At 66.8% G+C, this 17883-nt stretch carries 14 protein-coding genes; 5 read left to right on the plus strand and 9 right to left on the minus strand.

Annotated features, from left to right (window positions below; translation table 11 throughout):
* Both J0I42_RS20875 and J0I42_RS20880 read left to right on the plus strand, forming a co-directional pair.
* Positions 1–867: amidohydrolase (locus J0I42_RS20875; protein WP_291657671.1), on the plus strand; the 867-nt coding region annotated here is incomplete at its 5' end.
* Between the two features lie 11 nt (positions 868–878).
* Positions 879–1985: an NAD(P)/FAD-dependent oxidoreductase gene (locus J0I42_RS20880; RefSeq protein WP_291657673.1), complete on the plus strand. Its 1107-nt coding sequence runs from the start codon at positions 879–881 to the stop codon at positions 1983–1985.
* A 101-nt stretch (positions 1986–2086) separates the two neighbouring features.
* On the opposite strand, the gene eda is transcribed toward J0I42_RS20880, so the two are convergent.
* From eda to J0I42_RS20920, 8 genes are all read right to left on the minus strand, one after another.
* The gene (eda, locus tag J0I42_RS20885; RefSeq protein WP_291657675.1) at positions 2087–2731 is read right to left on the minus strand and encodes a bifunctional 4-hydroxy-2-oxoglutarate aldolase/2-dehydro-3-deoxy-phosphogluconate aldolase; all 645 of its coding nucleotides are present in this window, start codon (positions 2729–2731) and stop codon (positions 2087–2089) included.
* A 41-nt stretch (positions 2732–2772) separates the two neighbouring features.
* Complete coding sequence (locus J0I42_RS20890; protein ID WP_291657677.1) at positions 2773–3459, minus strand: 6-phosphogluconolactonase; 687 nt, start codon at positions 3457–3459, stop codon at positions 2773–2775.
* The gene (gene zwf, locus J0I42_RS20895) at positions 3459–4961 is read right to left on the minus strand and encodes a glucose-6-phosphate dehydrogenase (protein ID WP_291657679.1); all 1503 of its coding nucleotides are present in this window, start codon (positions 4959–4961) and stop codon (positions 3459–3461) included. The genes J0I42_RS20890 and zwf overlap by 1 nt, the downstream gene beginning before the upstream one ends.
* Positions 4962–5132: 171 nt before the next feature.
* Entirely contained in the window at positions 5133–5885 is a 753-nt protein-coding gene (locus tag J0I42_RS20900) for an ABC transporter ATP-binding protein (RefSeq protein ID WP_291657681.1), read from the minus strand.
* The gene (locus tag J0I42_RS20905; protein WP_291657683.1) at positions 5882–6739 is read right to left on the minus strand and encodes an ABC transporter ATP-binding protein; all 858 of its coding nucleotides are present in this window, start codon (positions 6737–6739) and stop codon (positions 5882–5884) included. Before J0I42_RS20905 ends, J0I42_RS20900 begins: the two co-directional genes overlap by 4 nt.
* A 4-nt stretch (positions 6740–6743) precedes the next feature.
* A complete protein-coding gene (nikC, locus tag J0I42_RS20910; protein ID WP_291657685.1) occupies positions 6744–7649 on the minus strand; it encodes a nickel transporter permease in 906 nt (301 codons plus the stop codon).
* A 10-nt stretch (positions 7650–7659) separates the two neighbouring features.
* The gene (locus tag J0I42_RS20915; protein WP_291657686.1) at positions 7660–8724 is read right to left on the minus strand and encodes an ABC transporter permease; all 1065 of its coding nucleotides are present in this window, start codon (positions 8722–8724) and stop codon (positions 7660–7662) included.
* Positions 8725–8879: 155 nt separating this feature from the next.
* Positions 8880–10481: an ABC transporter substrate-binding protein gene (locus J0I42_RS20920; RefSeq protein ID WP_465247705.1), complete on the minus strand. Its 1602-nt coding sequence runs from the start codon at positions 10479–10481 to the stop codon at positions 8880–8882.
* 234 nt (positions 10482–10715) lie between these two features.
* On the opposite strand from J0I42_RS20920, the gene J0I42_RS20925 reads away from it, so the two are divergent.
* Genes J0I42_RS20925 through J0I42_RS20935 form a run of 3 tightly spaced genes read left to right on the plus strand, consistent with a single transcriptional unit; the run spans position 10716 to position 17523 of the window.
* On the plus strand, positions 10716–14117 hold the full coding sequence (locus J0I42_RS20925) for a transglutaminase family protein (protein ID WP_291657689.1): 3402 nt from the start codon (positions 10716–10718) through the stop codon (positions 14115–14117).
* A gap of 8 nt (positions 14118–14125) precedes the next feature.
* A complete protein-coding gene (locus J0I42_RS20930) occupies positions 14126–16648 on the plus strand; it encodes a circularly permuted type 2 ATP-grasp protein (RefSeq protein WP_291657691.1) in 2523 nt (840 codons plus the stop codon).
* Complete coding sequence (locus J0I42_RS20935; RefSeq protein WP_291657693.1) at positions 16645–17523, plus strand: transglutaminase family protein; 879 nt, start codon at positions 16645–16647, stop codon at positions 17521–17523. Before J0I42_RS20930 ends, J0I42_RS20935 begins: the two co-directional genes overlap by 4 nt.
* 6 nt (positions 17524–17529) lie before the next feature.
* On the opposite strand, the gene J0I42_RS20940 is transcribed toward J0I42_RS20935, so the two are convergent.
* Positions 17530–17862, minus strand: a complete 333-nt coding sequence (locus tag J0I42_RS20940; protein ID WP_291657695.1) for a four-helix bundle copper-binding protein — start codon at positions 17860–17862, stop codon at positions 17530–17532.
* Between the last annotated feature and the right edge of the window lie 21 nt (positions 17863–17883).

Here is a 17883-nt window from a genome sequence, read left to right on the forward strand (position 1 = left end):
GCCTGCGGCCATGACGGCCACACCGCCATGCTGCTCGGCGCCGCCCGATACCTGACGCAGACCCGCGACTTCGACGGCACCGCCGTGCTGATCTTCCAGCCCGCCGAGGAGGGCGGCGCCGGCGCCAAGGCGATGATCGACGACGGGCTGATCTCGCGCTTCGGCATCCAGGAAGTCTACGGCATGCACAACAAGCCGGGTGTGCCCGTCGGCAAGTTCGAGATCCGCAAGGGCCCCGCGATGGCCGCCGCCGACCAGTTGCACATCAAGATCGAGGGGCTCGGCGGCCATGCAGCCGCGCCACACCGCGTCAACGACCCGATCGTCGCCTCCTGTGCGCTCGTGACGGCGCTGCAGACGGTCGCCTCCCGCAATGCCGATCCACTCGATTCGATCGTCGTGTCGGTGACTGCGCTCAATGCCGGCGAGGCCTTCAACGTCATTCCGCAGACCGCGGAGATCAAGGGCTCGGTCCGCACGCTGACGCCCGAGACCCGCGACCTCGCCGAGAAGCGCATCGCCGAGATCGTCGAGGGCGTGATGAAGGCCTTCGGCATGAAATACCAGCTCAACTACCGCCGCGGCTATCCGGTGACCTTCAACCATGCCGGCCAGACCGATTTCGCCACCAGCGTGACGAAGGAAGCCTTCGGTTCGGACGCCATCAACACCGAAGTGCCGCCGACCATGGGCTCGGAGGATTTCTCCTACATGCTGGAGGAACGCCCCGGCGCGTTCATCAATATCGGCAACGGCGACTCGGCCGGCCTGCACAACCCGGCCTATGAGTTCAACGATGCGGCGATCCCGGTCGGCGTGAACTACTGGGCGAGCCTTATCGAGATCGCCATGCCGCAGCGGGCCTGACGGCCGGGGCGATGAGCGACATCGATTGTCTGGTGATCGGGGCCGGCGTCGTCGGCCTCGCGGTTGCCCGTGAACTGGCGCTGGCCGGACGCGAGGTCGTCATCGCCGAAGCCGCCGAAGGTATCGGCACCCAGACCTCGGCGCGCAACTCCGAGGTCATCCATGCCGGGATCTACTATCCGCCCGGCTCGCTGAAGGCCCGCGTCTGCGTCACGGGCCGCAGCAAGCTCTACCGATACCTGCAGGAACGCGGCCTGCCGCACAAAGCCTGCGGCAAGCTGATCGTCGCCACCTCCGAGGCCCAGAAGCCGGCGCTGGAGACGATCATGGCCCGCGCCAAGGCCTCAGGCGTCGACACGCTGCGCTGGCTCTCCGACGCCGAAGCGAAGGCGATGGAGCCTGAGGTGCGTTGCGAGATCGCCCTCCTCTCCCCCGAGACCGGCGTGGTCGACAGCCATGCGCTGATGCTCTCGCTGCTCGGCGAATGCGAAGCGGCCGGCGGCTCGCTTGCACTCAACACGCCCATCACCGGCTGGCGACGCGAGGCAGATGGCTTCAGCGTCGATTTCGGCGGGGACGATCCTGCGACCTATAGCGTGCGGACCGTGGTCAATTCGGCCGGCCATGGCGCACCGAGGCTGCTCGGCCTGCTGGACGGCTTCCCGGCTGAACATGTGCCGGTGCAGCACTATGCCAAGGGCAATTATTTCGCGCTGACGGGCAAACAGCCGTTCAGCCATCTGGTCTACCCGGTGCCGGAGGCTGCCGGCTTGGGCATCCATGCCACGATCGACATGGGCGGGCGGGTGAAGTTCGGGCCCGATGTCGAATGGGTCGAGAGCGATCAGGACCTGGTGGTCGATCCGGCGCGGGCCGAGAAGTTCTACGCGGCAATCCGGACCTATTGGCCGGGGCTGGCCGATGGTGCGCTGGTCGCGGATTATGCCGGCATCCGGCCGAAGCTGCACGGGCCGACTGAGCCGATGCCGGATTTCCGCATCGACGGGCCGGGGCTACATGGAGTGCCGGAGCTGGTTAATCTGCTCGGCATCGAGAGCCCGGGGCTGACGAGCTCGCTCGCGATTGCGGAGATGGTGCGCGAGAAGCTCGCGGCGTGAAAGACGTCTTTCCGCACGCGCCGCGGCACGCAGTACTGATGCGCAGATGCGGGACCGCGCGAGGTGAAGGCGCCTTTTTCTGAGAACAGTCCCGTGCGCGGTTACCCCCGCGCCTTCTGGAACGCTTCCTTCGCTTCACGGGCGAGCGTGGTGATGCGGTTCCAATCACCCGCGGCGATCGCCTCGGCCGGGACCAGCCAGGAACCGCCGACGCAGATGACCTGCGGCAGGGCGAGATAGTCGCCGAGATTCTTCAAGCCGACGCCACCGGTCGGGCAGAAGGTCATCTGCGGGAACGGGCCGGAGAGCGCCTTGAGGGCCGGTGGGCCGCCGGCCTGCTCGGCCGGGAAGAATTTCGCGGTGGTGCGGCCGGCCGCGACGGCGCGCATGCAGTCGGAAGCTGTCGCGACACCCGGCAACCAGGGCAGGCCCGCCTTGCGGAGGGCCTCGTCGACGCTCTCGCTGAAACCGGGACTGACAACGGCCTGCGCGCCCGCATCCTTCACCTGCGCGGCCTGCGCCGGCGTGACAACCGTGCCCGCCACGGCCAGTGCCTTCGGTACCGATTTCGCGATGGCGGCGAGCGCTTCCATCGCAGCCGGGCGGCGCAGCGTGACCTCGACGACATCGATGCCGCCGGCGACCAGCGCATGAGCGAGATCGACGGCGCGCGAGGCGTCCTCGATCACCACGACGGGGATGACGCCGCAGCTCTTCAACCGGGCAATCGCGGCAGTCTCGTCCATGGTCTCGTCTTTCAATCGATTTGAGCGCGGTAATGCCGGCTCTACTCCTTCGCCCAGTAGACGTCGAGCCCTCGCGCGCTGCCAAGCAGGAGATCGACCGGCAGCGGCTTCTGCATGCGCTCCGGGGCAGCCTTCAGCACCGTTTCCTTCGCGGCGCCGGAGACGAGCAGGCTCGCCCAGCCAGCCCCCAGCAGGCGAGCGGGCGAGAGCGAGAGTCGTGGCGGCAAGCCCGGCGGGCGGGCGACGACGATACCGCTGTCGGGCACCGCTTCGAAGGTCGCCTCTGCGCCCGGAAAGAGCGAAGCGATATGCCCGTCCGTGCCCATGCCGCTGACCAGCAGGTCGATCTCGGGCAACTCAGCCAGCTTCGCACAGAGCAGAGCGGCAGCGGCCTCGATATCGCTGCCATGCTCGTGGAAGGACAGGAACGAGGCGCGCCCTGCAGCCAGCGGCGCGAACTGCGCCCGGATCATGCGCTCGTTCGAGGCCGCGTCATCAGCCACGACGAAGCGCTCGTCGGTGGGCAGCAGCGTGACCTGTTCCCAGGCCAGATCATGCCGGCCAAGCGCAGCGAGGAAACCAGCCGGAGTCGAACCGCCGGGCACTGCAAGCAGCGCCCTGCCCTGTCCTGCAAGCAGTTCCTTCAATCGCACCGCCACCGCCTCCGCCAATGCTTCGGAAGCGTCGGTGAGCGTGGCGAAGCGGTGCCAGGCGAGCGGGCCAGTCATCAGACCAGATCCGGATCGGCCCAGGAGCGGCCGTCGCGCTCGATCAGGCCGATCGCCTGCGACGGCCCCCAGGAGCCTGCGGCGTAGCGATGCGGATGCGGGTAGTAATCCTGCCAGCCGGCGATGATCGGATCGACCCAGGTCCAAGCCTGCTCGACCTCGTCGCGATGCATGAACAGCGTCTGGTCACCGCGGATCACGTCGGTCAGCAGGCGCTCATAGGCGTCCGGCGTGCGCTCGTCGAAAGCGGTGGAATAACGCAGGTCAAGCTGGCGCGGCACGATCTTGAGCCGGCCGGAACCCGGTACCTTCATCATCAACTGGAGCTGCACGCCGTCATTCGGCTGCAGGCGGATGAAGAGGCGATTGGCGTCGAGACGGTCGCAGGAGCCGCCGCCGAAGATCGAGTGCGGCACCGGCTTGAAGGTCACGGCAATCTCGGAATAGCGCTGCGCCATGCGCTTGCCGGTGCGCAGGTAGATCGGCACGCCGGCCCAGCGCCAGTTGTCGACCTCGCAGCGGATGGCGACAAAGGTCTCGGTGTTCGAGCCGTGACCGAGCTCCTCCGAATAGCCGCGGACGCGCTGGCCGTCGATCTGGCCGGCGCCATACTGGCCACGCACGGTGAAGCGCTGGACATCCGGCCCGACGATGGGGCGCAGCGCCTTCAGTACCTTGATCTTCTCCTCGCGGACGGCGCCGGCCTCCAGCATGTTCGGCGGCTCGATGGCGAAGAGGGTCAGCAACTGCATGAGATGGTTCTGGACCATGTCGCGCATATGCCCGGACTTGTCGTAATAGCCGGCGCGCTGCTCGAGTCCGACCGTCTCGGCCACCGTGATCTGGACATGGTCGATGTCGCGGCTCGACCAGGAGCGCTCGAACAGCGTGTTGGCGAAGCGCAGGACGAGCAGGTTCTGCACCGTCTCCTTGCCGAGATAATGGTCGATCCGGTAGGTGCGGCTTTCCGGCAGGATGCGCGCGACGGCGTCGTTGATCGCCCGCGCCGAGGCGAGATCGCGGCCGAGCGGCTTCTCCAGGATGACGCGCGAGGTCGGCGTCAGGATCTCGGCCTTGGCAAGATTCTCGCAGATCGGAATGAAGAGGTCCGGCGGTGTCGAGAGGTAGAAGGAGCGGACACGGTCGCTCTCGCCCAAAGCCTGTTTCAGCGCGCCATAGGTCTCCGGCTTCACCGCATCGAGCATCACCATGGTCAGGCGGCGCAGGAAGGGCTCGACCTGATCCTTCGGGATGCCCTCCTCGTCGAGGCGCTTGGCGATCTGCTTCGGCAGACCCTCGACATCCTCCTCCTTGCGGACGACGGCGAGGACGCGGCTCTCCCCGGGCAGAACGCCTTCGCGATTGCGCTGGGCCAGCGCCGGGAAGAGCTTGCGCAGGGCGAGATCGCCGCCCGCACCGAAGATCACGAGATCGAAGGGCGGGACCGGCGTCCGCTCGGGAATGGTCTCGGGCCGAAGCACGTTGTCCACGATGGCGTCCATAAGTCCTCTAACTCCGTCAGGCGGTGCCGGTTCTCTGGACCAGCGCAAGGCCGTTGCCGTCCACTCAGCTTCGATCCGGACCCAAAGCAGCTAGCGCAAGGCTGCGACCAGAGTGAGACGGATTAGCCGCGCTGCAAAGAGGGCGCGGCGCAGGGCCGATCCCCTCGCCGCTCAGCCCGCGCGCCGGAAGCCCGCGCTCGCGGTCAGCAATTGCTGGGCATAGGCCGTCTGCGGCTGGCGCGCGGCCAGCGTCTCGACCGTCATTTCCTCGACGGCGCGGCCGAATTGCATGACCAGCAGGCGCTCGCACATATGGCCGACGACCGAGAGGTCGTGGCTGACGAGGATATAGGTCAGCTTGCGCTCCTGCCGGAGCGCCGCGAGGAGGTTCAGCACCTCGGCCTGGATCGAGACGTCGAGCGCGGATGTCGGCTCGTCGAGCAGCAGGATCGAGGGTTCGAGCACGAGTGCGCGCGCGATCGCGACGCGCTGCCGCTGACCGCCCGAGAGCTGGTGCGGATAGCGGAAGCGGAACGAGGCCGGCAAGCCGACATCGGCGAGCGCCTTGCCGATGCGGGCCTCGGCATTGTCGAGGCCATGGATGGCGAGCGGCTCGGCCAGCGTGTCGTCGACCGTCTTCTTGGGGTGCAGCGAGCCATAGGGGTCCTGGAAGACCATCTGGACGTTGCGATAGAAGGCCTTGTCGCGGACCTTGGGCTGCACGGCGCCCTCGATCGTGACATTGCCGCTCCATTCCCGGTTGAGGCCGGAGAGCACGCGCAAGACGGTCGACTTGCCCGAGCCGGACTCCCCGACGAGGCCGTAGCTCTCGCCCTTGCGGACCTCGAAGGAGAGGTCCTTCACGACATGGGAATCGCCGAAGGAGACGTTGAGCTTGTCGACGGAGATCGCTGCGTTCGTCATGCCAGCCATGCCGGGTCACGGTTGAGGGTAGCGAGCTTCGCCCTGGGATGGTCGAGGTCCGGCAGGCATTCGAGCAGGCCGAGCGTATAGGGATGGCGGCGGCTACGCGCGGCCGGGTCGGCGAGCTCGGCCGCCGGCAGCGTCTCCATGACCTTGCCGCCATACATGACGATGACGCGGTCGCAGAAGGACTGCACCAGATGCAGGTCGTGGCTGATGAAGATAAGCCCCATGCCGCGTTCGGTGACGAGGTCGTCGAGGATCTTGAGGATCTGGAGCTGGACAGTGACGTCGAGCGCCGAAGTCGGCTCGTCGGCGATCAGCACCTCCGGCTCGGCGATCAGCATCATCGCGATCATGACGCGCTGGCCCATGCCGCCCGAGACCTCGTGCGGGTAGAGGTCGTAGACGCGGGCGGGCTCGCGGATCTGGACCTGTTCCAGCATGGCGAGGCTACGCTCGCGCGCCTCGCGGGGGTCGGCCTTGCGGTGGATGCGATAGGCCTCGGCGATCTGGCTGCCTACGGTCTCGACCGGATTCAGCGAGAATTTCGGGTCCTGCATGACCATGGAGATATGGCGGCCGCGCAGCTTGCGCCGGGCGCCCTTGTCCATGGCCGTCAGGTCCTGGCCACGGAAGCGCATGCGGTCGGCGCTGACGACGCCCGGATGCGGGATCAGGTCGAGGATGGCGCGGCCGGTCATCGACTTGCCCGAGCCGGATTCGCCGACAATGCCGAGCCGCTCGCGGCCGAGCGTGAAGGAGAGGCCGCGTACGGCCCGGACGATTCCGGTCGCCGTATGGAAATCGACCTTGAGATTGTCGACTTCGAGAAGAGGCTGCTCGCTCGTCATCGACTTACCTCGCATCCATGACGTCGCGGAGCCCGTCGCCGAGCAGGTTGAAGCCGAGCGCGACGATGCAGATGGCGACGCCGGGGAAGGTCGCGACCCACCACTGGTCGAAGATCTGCTCGCGGCCGGCCGAGATCATCGCGCCCCATTCGGGCATGGGCGGCTGGGCGCCGAGGCCGAGGAAGCCGAGGCCGGCGGCGGTCAGGATGATGCCGGCCATATCGAAGGTGGTGCGCACGATCAGCGAGGACATGCACATCGGCACGACATGTTTCCAGATGATGCGAGCCTGCGAGGCGCCCTGCAGGCGCATCGCGGCGATGTAATCCTGGTTGCGGATCACCATCGTCTCCGCGCGGGCGACGCGGGCGTAAGGAGGCCAGGTCGTGATCGCGATGGCGATGATGGCGTTGACGATGCCGGGGCCGAGTGCCGCGACGAAGGCCAGCGCCAGAACGAGGCGCGGGAAGGCCAGGAACACGTCGGTGATGCGCATCAGCAGACGGTCGACCCAGCCGCCGTAATAGCCGGAGATCGCGCCGATCAGCAGGCCGAAGGGGCCGACGGTGACGACGACAAGCAGCACGATGACCAGCGTGATCCGCGTGCCGTAGACGATGCGGCTGAAGATGTCGCGGCCGAGTGCGTCGGTGCCGAACCAGTTGGTCGCCGAAGGCGGCATGAGCCGCTTGTCGAGTGCCTGCGCGATCGGATCGAAGGGCGCGATCACGGGCGCGAAGGCAGCGATCAGCAACAGCAGGACGATGATGACGAGGCCCGCCACCGCCATCGGATTGCGCTTGAAGGCGAGCCATTGCCGGTAGAGCTGGCCGAGACGGGCCTGGCGGCGCGACTCCGGCGAGTCGCTGATCAGCCAGGCGTGGAGGCCGGCGGAGGAGGTGTCGCTCATATGTGCCTCCTCAGCGCACGCGCGGGTCGGCCAGGCGGCCGATGATATCGGTCAGGAGATTGACCGCGATGAAGACGACGCCGACGACCAGCGTGCCACCGAGAACCGCGTTCATGTCGGCGTTGAGCAGCGCGTTGGTGAGGTAGCGGCCGAGGCCCGGCCAGGCGAAGATCGTCTCGGTCAGCACCGAGCCCTCCAGCAGATGCATGTAGGAGAGCGCGATCACGGTGAAGAGCGGGACGGCGGCATTGCGCAGGGCATGGCGCCAGATCACGGCGGTCTCGGAGACGCCCTTCACGCGCGCGGCGATGACATATTGCTGCTGCAGCTCGGTGATCATGAAGCTGCGCGTCATGCGGCTGATATAGGCGACCGAGAGCAGGCCGAGCACCAGCGCCGGCAGGATCAGGTGCGAGAAAGCGTCCCAGAACGCCTCCCATTCGCCCTCCAGCGCGGCGTCGATCATGATGATGCCGGTGCGGGTGGTGACGATGTCCTGCCAGACGACCGAGATGCGCCCCGGCCCGGAGACCCAGCCGAGCTTGGCGTAGAACAGTAGCAGCGCCATCAGGCCGATCCAGAAGACCGGGACGGAATAGCCGACGAGGCCGACGACGCGGGCGACCTGATCCTGCCAGCGGCCCTGGTTGACGGCCGCGAGAATGCCGAGCGGCACACCGATGAGCACGCCGATCATGGTGCCGAGCGTGGCCAGCTCCAGCGTCGCCGGGAAGACGCGCTTGATATCCTCGACGACCGGGTTCGAGGTCAGCACGGAGGTACCGAGATTCCCGGTGAAGACCTTGCCGATATAGATCGCGAATTGCTGCCAGAGCGGCTTGTCGAGGCCGAGTTCGATGCGCGCCGCCTCATAGGTCTCGGGCTTGGCGTTGTCGCCGACGACCGCGAGTACCGGGTCGATCGGGATGACGCGGGCGATGAAGAAGGTGACCAGCAGCAGACCGAACATGGTGATGACCACGGTCGTCAGTTCGCGCGAAAGCGCGCGACCCCAGCGGCCGAGCCTTCCCGGCGAAGCCGCCTTGCCTGGGGGAGCTTGCGTCACGGCAGTCATGACCCGCCTCCGTTTCTCGTGTTTTGCGTCGGAGAGGCGGAATTGACCGCAAGCGTTTCACGCCGCGCCTTTTTCCAGGCCATGTCCGGGATGAGGCATGAAAGGAAGCCCGCCGCGACCTTTCGGGGTCGCGGCGGGCTCCTGAGCCAGCAGGCTCAGTTCTTGGTGATCGTGGCGTAGCGATTGGTATCCGAGCTCGGCCCGATGACCCAGCCGTTCACATTCTTGCGCTCGGCCGAGACCTCGATCTGCTGGAACATGATGACGAAGGGCGAGACCTTCTGATGCTCGCGCTGCAGCGTCTCGTAGGTCGCCTTGCGCTTGGCGGCATCGGATTCGAGCACGGCGCCCTGCGTGACCTTGGTCATCTCCGGAATATTCCAGGCATTGCGCCAGGCCAGCGTCTTCGACTTCGCCTCTTCGCCATTGTCCTCGTTGATGGCGAAAGTCTCGGCATTGGTGTGCGGGTCGAGATAGTCCGGGCCCCACTGGCCGATATAGATGTCGTGGGTGCGGGCGCGGTACTTGGTCAGCGTCTGCTTGCCGTCGCCGGGAACGATCTCGAGCTTGACGTTGGCCTGGGCCCAGGTGGCCTGGATCGCCTGGGCGATATCCGTGATCGGGGAAACCGAGCGGGTGTCCATGGTCACGGTGAAGCCGTTGCTGAGACCGGCCTTGGCGAGCAGCTCCTTCGCCTTGGCGACGTTGAGCGAGTAGGGCTTGTCCGAGATCGCGCCGAGGAAGCCCTGCGGCAGGAAGGATTCGTGGCCCTTGTAGGTGCCTTCCAGAATGTTCTTCTCGATCGAAGCGTAATCGACCAGGAGCTTCAGCGCCTCGCGGACTTCCGGCTTGGCAAGGTTCGGGTTCTTCTGGTTCAGGCCGAGATAGAGGATGTAGCCCTTGTCGCCCTGAACGATCTTGATGGCATCGTTTTTCCTGACGGCCTCAAGCTGATCCTTGGAAAGGTTGCGGGCAATGTCGACGTCGCCCTTCTCGACGAGCAGGCGCTGCGAGGCCGGCTCGGCGACATGGCGCACGACGATGCGCTTGCTCTTCGGCGCGCCCTTCCACCAGGTCTCGTTGGCATCGAGCGTATATTGCTCGTTCGGACGATAGCTGCGGACCTTGTAGGCGCCGGAGCCGGCCGAGTTCAGCTTGAGCCAGCCATTGCCCCAGTCGCCGTCCTTCTCGTTGGCCTTGACCAGCTTCGAGTCGACGATCGCGGCGACGCCGGAGGTCAGGCAGTTGTAGAAGAAGGTCGGGGCGAAGGGCTTCGACACCGTGATCTGGACGGTGTTCTCGTCGACGGCCTTGACCTTGTCGAGCACGTTCTCGGCGACGAAGCCGAACTGGCGCAGGATGAAGCCCGGCGACTTGTTGAGCGTGACGGCGCGCTGGAAGGAATAGACCACGTCGGCCGCGGTCAGCGGATTGCCGGAGTGGAACTTGACGCCTTTGCGCAGCTTGAAGGTGTAGGTCAGGTTGTCGGGGCTGACGGTCCAGCTCTCGGCGACGTCCGGGATCAGCTCGTTGTTCTTGGTGATGTCGATATTGATGAGCTTGTCGTAGACATTCGCGCCAACCTCGACGCCCGAGAACTCGAAAGCCTCGGCCGGATCCAGCGTAATGATGTCGTCGATCTGCTTGGCCATCACGATCGTATCCTTCGGCGTCTGCGCGAAGGCCGTCGTCGACATCAGGGCGGCAAAAGCCGAAACCGCCATCAATTTCGCTACATGACGCATCGAGTTCCCCATCGTTTGTGTTGCGCGGGCGCTGTCAGCCCGTTGGGGCGTTATCTGCAACCAGTCCAGTGCGGCTGTCCAGTCGACCAATGGCCATGGAAAGCGCGGATCGGGTCATTTTGCACATCTCTTGAGCTGCAAGCCCGGACCATGCGCCATCCGGGCACTCGCGACGCCTTGCGCATGCCGATCGCACGTCTAACCTGACGTCGCAGGCGGCTGGCGCCTCCAACTAGAGGGCGAAACTTGGCCATTATCGCCGCGCTGAACCATGTCACGCATTACCGCTACGATCGGCCGGTCACACTCGGGCCGCAGATCGTGCGCCTGCGGCCGGCACCGCATTGCCGGGCCGCGATCCAAAGTTATTCGCTCAAGGTGACGCCGGAACAACATTTCGTGAACTGGCAGCAGGACCCGGCCGGCAACTGGCTGGCACGCTATGTCTTCCCCGAACCCGTGGCGGAATTCCGGATCGAGGTCGACGTCGTCACCGAGTTGTCGATCATCAATCCCTTCGACTTCTTTGTGGAGACGCAGGCCGAGAGCTTCCCCTTCGCCTATACGCCCGAACAGGCTGAGGAGCTCGCCCCCTATCTGGTGAGGGAGCCGGCTGGTCCACGGCTTTCGCGCTTCCTGGCGGAGCTGCCGCGCGAGCCCGTGAACACGGTCAATTTCATCGTCGATCTCAATGCCCGCCTGCAGCAGCGAATCGCCTATGGCATCCGCATGGAGCCCGGCGTGCAGGAGCCGGAGCATACGCTCTCGATCGGCTCGGGTTCCTGCCGCGACACAAGTTGGCTGCTGGTCCAGGCCCTGCGCCATCTCGGCCTCGCGGCGCGCTTCGTCTCCGGCTACCTCATCCAGATGAAAGCGGATATCGATCCGCTTGAAGGCCCGCGCGGGACTGACAAGGACTTCACCGACCTGCATGCCTGGGCCGAGGTCTATATCCCCGGCGCCGGCTGGGTCGGGCTCGACCCGACATCGGGGCTGCTAACCGGCGAGGGCCATCTGCCGCTGGCGGCGACGGCACATTACCGCTCGGCCGCGCCGGTCTCGGGCGCGGCGAGCTATGCCGAGACCAGTTTCGACTTCCAGATGAGCGTGACGCGCGTGCACGAAGTGCCGCGCATCACCCTGCCCTTCTCCGATGCGTCCTGGGGTGAGCTCGATGCGTTGGGCAGCAAGGTTGAGGCCGACCTGCAGGCGCAGGATGTCCGCCTGACCATGGGGGGCGAACCGACCTTCGTCTCGATCGACGACCAGACCGGCGAGGAATGGAACATCGCCGCCGTCGGGCCGACCAAGCGGCAGCGCGCCGACACACTGATCCGGCGACTGCGCCAGCGCTTCGCACCGGGCGGAATGCTGCATTACGGCCAGGGCAAATGGTATCCGGGCGAGAGCCTGCCGCGCTGGGCTTTCGCGCTCTACTGGCGCCGGGACGGCCAGCCGATCTGGCGCAATGCCGACCTGATCGCCCGCGAGCCGGAGGCCCAAACCGGCGGAGACCGGGAGCTGGAGATCGCAGCGACCATTCGCGATGCCGAGGCGCTAGCGCAGGGACTGTCCGAGAGGCTCGGCTTCGGCGCCGATTTCGTGGTTCCAGCCTATGAGGATACCGGCGTCTGGCTGCTGAAGGAGGCGCAGCTTCCCGAGAATGTCGACCCACTCGACCCGCGCCTCTCCGACCCCGAGGAGCGCTCGCGGATGGCGCGCGTCTTCGAGCTCGGGCTCGGCAACCCGCGCGGCTATGTCATTCCGGTGCAGCGCTGGCAGGCGGGCGCGAGCGACCGCCGCTGGCGCTCGGAAAAATGGAAGCTGCGCCGCGGCAAGCTCTTCCTCGTCCCGGGTGACTCGCCGGTCGGCTACCGCTTGCCGCTGGGTTCGCTGCCGGTCGTACCCAAAGCCGAGTATCCGCATATCCACCCGCAGGACCCTATGGAGCCACGCCCGCCGCTGGCAGCGGGCGGGCCCGCCGGAGCAAGCTGGACCGATCATCCCGAAGCGCGACCGACGCAGCCGCCCCCCACGGAAGAGCGCCCGGGCCCGCCGCAGATGAGCATCGGCGCGCGGTCTGCCGCCGGTCCGGTCCAGGACCGGCGCGAGCAGGAGATCGGCGGCGATCACGTCCGTACCGCACTCAGCCTCGAAATCCGCGACAACGTGCTCTGCGTCTTCCTGCCGCCGGTCGAGCGCCTGGAGGATTATCTCGACCTCGTCGCCTCGGTCGAGGCGGTGGCGGAGGAGCTCGGCCAGCCCGTGCATATCGAGGGCTATGCGCCGCCCTTCGATCCGCGGCTCGACGTCATCAAGGTCACGCCCGACCCCGGCGTGATCGAGGTCAATATCCATCCGGCGACGGACTGGCGCGAGGCGACCGCGATCACGCAGGGCGTCTACGAGGAGGCGCGGCTGGCGCGGCTCTGCGCCGAGAAGTTCATGGTCGACGGCCGCCATACCGGCACGGGCGGCGGCAACCATGTCGTGCTCGGCGGCGTGACGCCGGCGGACTCGCCCTTCCTGCGCCGACCGGACCTTCTGAAGAGCATCATCCTCTACTGGAACCGGCACCCTGCCCTGTCCTACCTGTTCTCCGGGCTGTTCATCGGCCCGACCAGCCAGGCACCGCGCATCGACGAGGCCCGGCAAGACCAGCTCTACGAGCTGGAGATCGCGCTGGCGCAGGTGCCGAAGCCCGGCGAGGCGTCGATATCGCCCTGGCTGGCCGACCGGCTGTTCCGCAACCTGCTGGTCGACGTCTCCGGCAACACGCATCGCACCGAAATCTGCATCGACAAGCTCTATTCGCCGGACGGGCCGACCGACCGGCTCGGGCTCGTCGAGTTCCGAGGCTTCGAAATGCCGCCGGACGCGCGGATGTCGCTCGCCCAGCAGTTGCTGCTGCGCGCACTGATCGCCTGGTTCTGGCGCGAGCCGCTGGAGGGCAAGCTGGTGCGCTGGGGCACCGCCCTGCATGACCGCTTCATGCTGCCGGAGATGGTCTGGCAGGACTTCAAGGATGTGCTCGGCGATCTCGGGCGCGCCGGCTATCCCTTCGATCCCGTCTGGTTCGAGGCGCAGGCCGAGTTTCGCTTCCCCTTCTTCGGCAAGGTCACGCATGGCGGCGTCGAGATCGAGATCCGGCAGGCACTCGAGCCCTGGCATGTCATGGGCGAGGAAGGCGCGATCGGCGGAACGGTGCGCTATGTCGACAGCTCCATCGAGCGCCTGCAGGTCAAGGCGACCGGGCTGGTGCAGGGCCGCCATCTCGTCACCTGCAACGGAAGGCGCCTGCCGATGACGAAAACCGGCATCTCGGGCGAAACCGTCGCGGCGGTGCGCTTCAAGGCGTGGAAGCCGGCCTCCGGCCTGCATCCGACCATTCCGGTACATGCGCCCTTGACCTTCGATATCGTCGATCTCTGGTCCGGCCGCTCGCTCGGGGGATGCGTCTACCATGTCACCCATCCCGGTGGACGCAATTACGAGACACCTCCGGTCAATTCCTACGAGGCCGAGGCAAGACGGCTCGCGCGTTTCGAGGTGATCGGTCATAGTCCCGGCCCTCTGGCGATTCCGCCGGAGGAACGCAGCGCCGAATTCCCGCTCACGCTGGACCTGAGGCGCCCGACAGGGATCTAGAGCGAAGAATGCCGGTGCAGGGCCGCATCCGATCAGGACGCAGCAGGGCCGAGCGGCGTGCATCGTTGCTTGCCGGCTATCGCCCCCTGCCCGGCGTCTTCGACGAGTTCATCGACGAGCACGGCCAAGTGCGACCGCATTGGGAGCCGTTCCTCTCTGCCTGGTGCGCACTGTCGCCTTCGGAATTGACCCAGCGCTTCGGGCTCGCGGACCGGCATGTCCGCGATACCGGCGTCTCCTATCGCGTCCATGGCGATATCGATCAACGCGACCCTGGCGTTGGCGAACGGGCCTGGCCCTTGTCGCATGTGCCCCTCGTCATCCCCGAGGCGGAATGGCAGATCATCGCGGCCGGCGTGACGCAGCGCGCCGAACTGCTTTCGACTGTGCTGGACGACATCTACGGGCCGGGCGAATTGATCGCGGATGGGCACCTGCCCGCCGCCGCCGTCACCGGCAGCCCCGATTATCTGCGCCCCCTGCACGGCATTGCCGGCGGCGGCGCATTGCAACTCTATGCCGCCGATCTCGGCCGTGGTCCCGACGGGCGCTGGTGGGTACTGCAGGACCGGACACAGGCGCCGTCGGGAACCGGCTATGCGCTGGAAAACCGGCTGGCGCTGGCGCGCGCCTTCCCCGACATGTTCCGCAGCATGAATATCGAGCGACTGGCGGCCTTCTTCCAGAGCTTCCGTGCGGGGCTCATCACGCGCTCCAAGCGTGTCGAGCCGCGCATCGCCCTGCTGACACCTGGCCCCCTTAACGAAAGCTATTTCGAGCAGGCCTATCTCGCGCGCTATCTCGGCTTTCTGCTCGTCGAGGGCGGCGACCTCCTGATGCGCGAAGGCCGGGTACATGTGCGCACCATCGCCGGCCTGAAACGTGCCGACGTGATCTGGCGGCGCATCGACGGCGATTTCGCCGATCCGCTTGAACTCAATTCCGGCTCGGCGCTCGGCGTCGCCGGCCTGGTCGAGGCCGCCCGGCAAGGTCAGGTCCATGTGGCCAACGGGCTCGGCTCCGGCGTCGTCGAGGCGCGCGCGCTGATGGGCTTCCTGCCGGCGCTCGCCCGACAACTGCTAGACCAGGATCTGATCCTGCCGAATATCGCCACGTGGTGGTGCGGCCAGCCGCAGGAACGCCGGACCGTGCTCGACCGTCTCGGCGAGATGAGCATCGCGCCGGCCTTTCGTAGCGCCGGAAACGGGCTCGACACGACGCAGGTCGTCGCCGGGGAATTGCCCGAAGCGGAGCGCGCGGCGCTGCGGGAGCGCATCGAGGCGCGCGGCATGGACTATGTCGGACAGGAGGTCGTGCGTCTTTCGACCATGCCGGTCTTCCAGAACGGCCGGCTCGAACCGCATCCGATGACGTTGCGCGTCTTCGCCGCCGCGACGCCTGACGGCTGGAAGGTGATGCCCGGTGGCTTCTGCCGCATCTCCGACGAGCCCGATGCGCGCGCGGTCAGCATGCGCAATGGCGTGCGCTCCAGCGATGTCTGGGTCACTGCGGAAGAACCGGTCGCGCAGGTCAGCCTGCTCCCGGCACCGGACCGGGTCAGCATCCGCCGTGTCACCGGCACATTGCCGAGCCGCGCAGCCGACAACCTGTTCTGGCTCGGGCGCTATCTGGAGCGCGGCGAGGCGATCCTGCGGCTCGTGCGCGCCCTGCTCGGCCGGCTGATCGACCCGGACCCGGCACCGGGGCGCAACGACACCGTACGCCAGCTCGCCGGCATGCTCGCCGCCTGGGGCGCGGCGCCGGGCGGGCAGGAGAAGCGGATGCCGGCCGCGCAGGCCTATGCGGCGCTCTACAGCCTCGACGATTACGGTTCGGCCGCAGCCTCGTTGCGCGAAGCGCGGCGCACCGCCTCGGTCATCCGGGAGCGCCTCTCCATCGATGCCTGGCGCCTGTTCGGCGACCTTCAGAACCAGCTCGCACCCGAGGAGGGCCGCAAGCCGAGCGAGGGCGAGGCCTATGAGATCGCCGACCGGGCGCTGAAATCGCTCGCGGCCTTCTCCGGCCTCGGCCAGGAGAACATGGTGCGCGGCAATGGCTGGCGCTTCCTCGATATCGGCCGGCGGCTGGAGCGCGGCATCGCGACCTGTCGGTTCGCCCGGCAATTCGCCGACAGCAACGCCTCCAGCGACAGCCTCGATGCACTGCTCGACCTGACGGATTCGCAGATCACCTACCGCTCGCGCTACCTGCTCGGCGCCAGCCTGCAGCCGGTCCTCGATCTCGTGATGCTCGATCCCTACAACCCGCGTTCCGTCGCCTTTCAGGTCGAGCGGCTCGACACCGAGATCGCCGATCTGCCGACGCTCACGGATGACGGCATGCTGGAGGCACCGCGCCGCCTGGTGGTGCGACTGGCGGCCGATTGCCGGACCATGGAAGCAAGCCGGCTCGACCGGACCAGCATCCTCCTGTTCGAGCAGTTGCTGATGGGGCTCTCGGGCGCGATCGCCGATCGCTATTTTCTCCAGAACAGCGGCCCCGAAGGCTCGCGGATGACGAGCATCGCGTGATCTACGAGCTGCGCCACGTCACCACCTACGGCTATAGCCGGCCGGTGCCCTTTTCCCGCTGTATCCTGCGATTGCTGCCGCGCGACGGGGCGGGCCAGCGCGTTCTGAAGAGCGAATTGCTGGTCACCCCCCGCCCGGCCGAGCGCAATGACGGGCTCTGCTTCTTCGGCAACCACATGACCACAATCACCATTGCGAAGCCGCATCGCGAGCTGAAGCTCGAAATGCGGGCGCGGATCGAGGTCGACCGGCCGCAGCCGCCCCATGGGGGGCTGACGCGAAACTGGGAGGATGTCGCGGCACTGGCGCTCGATTCCCGGAGCCTGGCGCAGGATTCGCCGGCCCATCACCTCTATCCGAGCCGGCTCGTGCCGCATGTTCCGGTCGTCATCGACTACGCCCGGTCGAGCTTCGCGGCCGGTCTCCCGGTGCTGGAGGCGGCCTGCGACCTGATGGCCCGGATCAGGCGCGACTTCACCTACGATCCCGAGGCGACGGAGGTGACGACGCCGCTGGCGGAAGCCTTCGACCAGCGCCATGGCGTCTGTCAGGATTTCGCGCATATCATGATCGCAGGCTTGCGCGGGCTCGGCCTGCCCGCCGCCTATGTCTCCGGCTATATCCGCACGATTCCGCCGCCCGGCCAGAAGCGGCTCGAAGGCGCCGATGCCAGCCATGCCTGGGCAATGCTGTGGTGTGGACCGGGGATCGGCTGGGTCGGGCTCGACCCGACCAACGACCTGATCGTTGCGGACGACCATATCGTTACCGCCTTCGGCCGCGACTACGCCGATGTCGCCCCGCTCGACGGCGTGGTGATCGGGCCGGGCACGCAGAAGGTCGGCGTCGCCGTGGACGTGGTTCCGGTCGGCTAGATTTCCTCAGGCCACGAGCACCACGCAAGCCTTCGCACAGGCGCGACAGGCGGCGACGCAGGACTCCATGTCTCCGATCCGCGCGCAATCGGTCGCGCAGGCCTCGCAGACCTCGGCGCATTCCCTGGCCATGTGACGGCCGTGGACCGAATCCATCAAAAGCAGATGCGCCGTCGTCCGGCAGATTTCGGCGCAAGCCGCCATCAGGCGCAGATGGTCCGGCTCGGCATGAGCGCCGCCCACCTTCAAACAATGGGTCATCGCCATGCCGTGACAGTGCTTGTAGCAGTCGAGCGCGAGATCGGCTGCGTTGCGCGTCTTCGGATCGAGATGGTGCATGTCGCGGCTCCGTTCGGGAGG

Origin of the sequence: Allobosea sp. (genome assembly GCF_017308015.1) — a bacterium.
Classification (GTDB): domain Bacteria; phylum Pseudomonadota; class Alphaproteobacteria; order Rhizobiales; family Beijerinckiaceae; genus Allobosea.

Bases quoted from the DNA above. Each gene is read 5' to 3' on its own strand.
- J0I42_RS20890 (WP_291657677.1), bottom strand. From the start codon at position 3,459: ATGACTGGCCCGCTCGCCTGGCACCGCTTCGCCACGCTCACCGACGCT.
- nikC (WP_291657685.1), bottom strand. From the start codon at position 7,649: ATGAGCGACACCTCCTCCGCCGGCCTCCACGCCTGGCTGATCAGCGAC.
- zwf (WP_291657679.1), bottom strand. From the start codon at position 4,961: ATGGACGCCATCGTGGACAACGTGCTTCGGCCCGAGACCATTCCCGAG.
- J0I42_RS20880 (WP_291657673.1), top strand. From the start codon at position 879: ATGAGCGACATCGATTGTCTGGTGATCGGGGCCGGCGTCGTCGGCCTC.
- J0I42_RS20905 (WP_291657683.1), bottom strand. From the start codon at position 6,739: ATGACGAGCGAGCAGCCTCTTCTCGAAGTCGACAATCTCAAGGTCGAT.
- J0I42_RS20930 (WP_291657691.1), top strand. From the start codon at position 14,126: ATGCCGGTGCAGGGCCGCATCCGATCAGGACGCAGCAGGGCCGAGCGG.
- J0I42_RS20915 (WP_291657686.1), bottom strand. From the start codon at position 8,724: ATGACTGCCGTGACGCAAGCTCCCCCAGGCAAGGCGGCTTCGCCGGGA.
- J0I42_RS20940 (WP_291657695.1), bottom strand. From the start codon at position 17,862: ATGCACCATCTCGATCCGAAGACGCGCAACGCAGCCGATCTCGCGCTC.
- eda (WP_291657675.1), bottom strand. From the start codon at position 2,731: ATGGACGAGACTGCCGCGATTGCCCGGTTGAAGAGCTGCGGCGTCATC.
- J0I42_RS20920 (WP_465247705.1), bottom strand. From the start codon at position 10,481: ATGGGGAACTCGATGCGTCATGTAGCGAAATTGATGGCGGTTTCGGCT.
- J0I42_RS20900 (WP_291657681.1), bottom strand. From the start codon at position 5,885: ATGACGAACGCAGCGATCTCCGTCGACAAGCTCAACGTCTCCTTCGGC.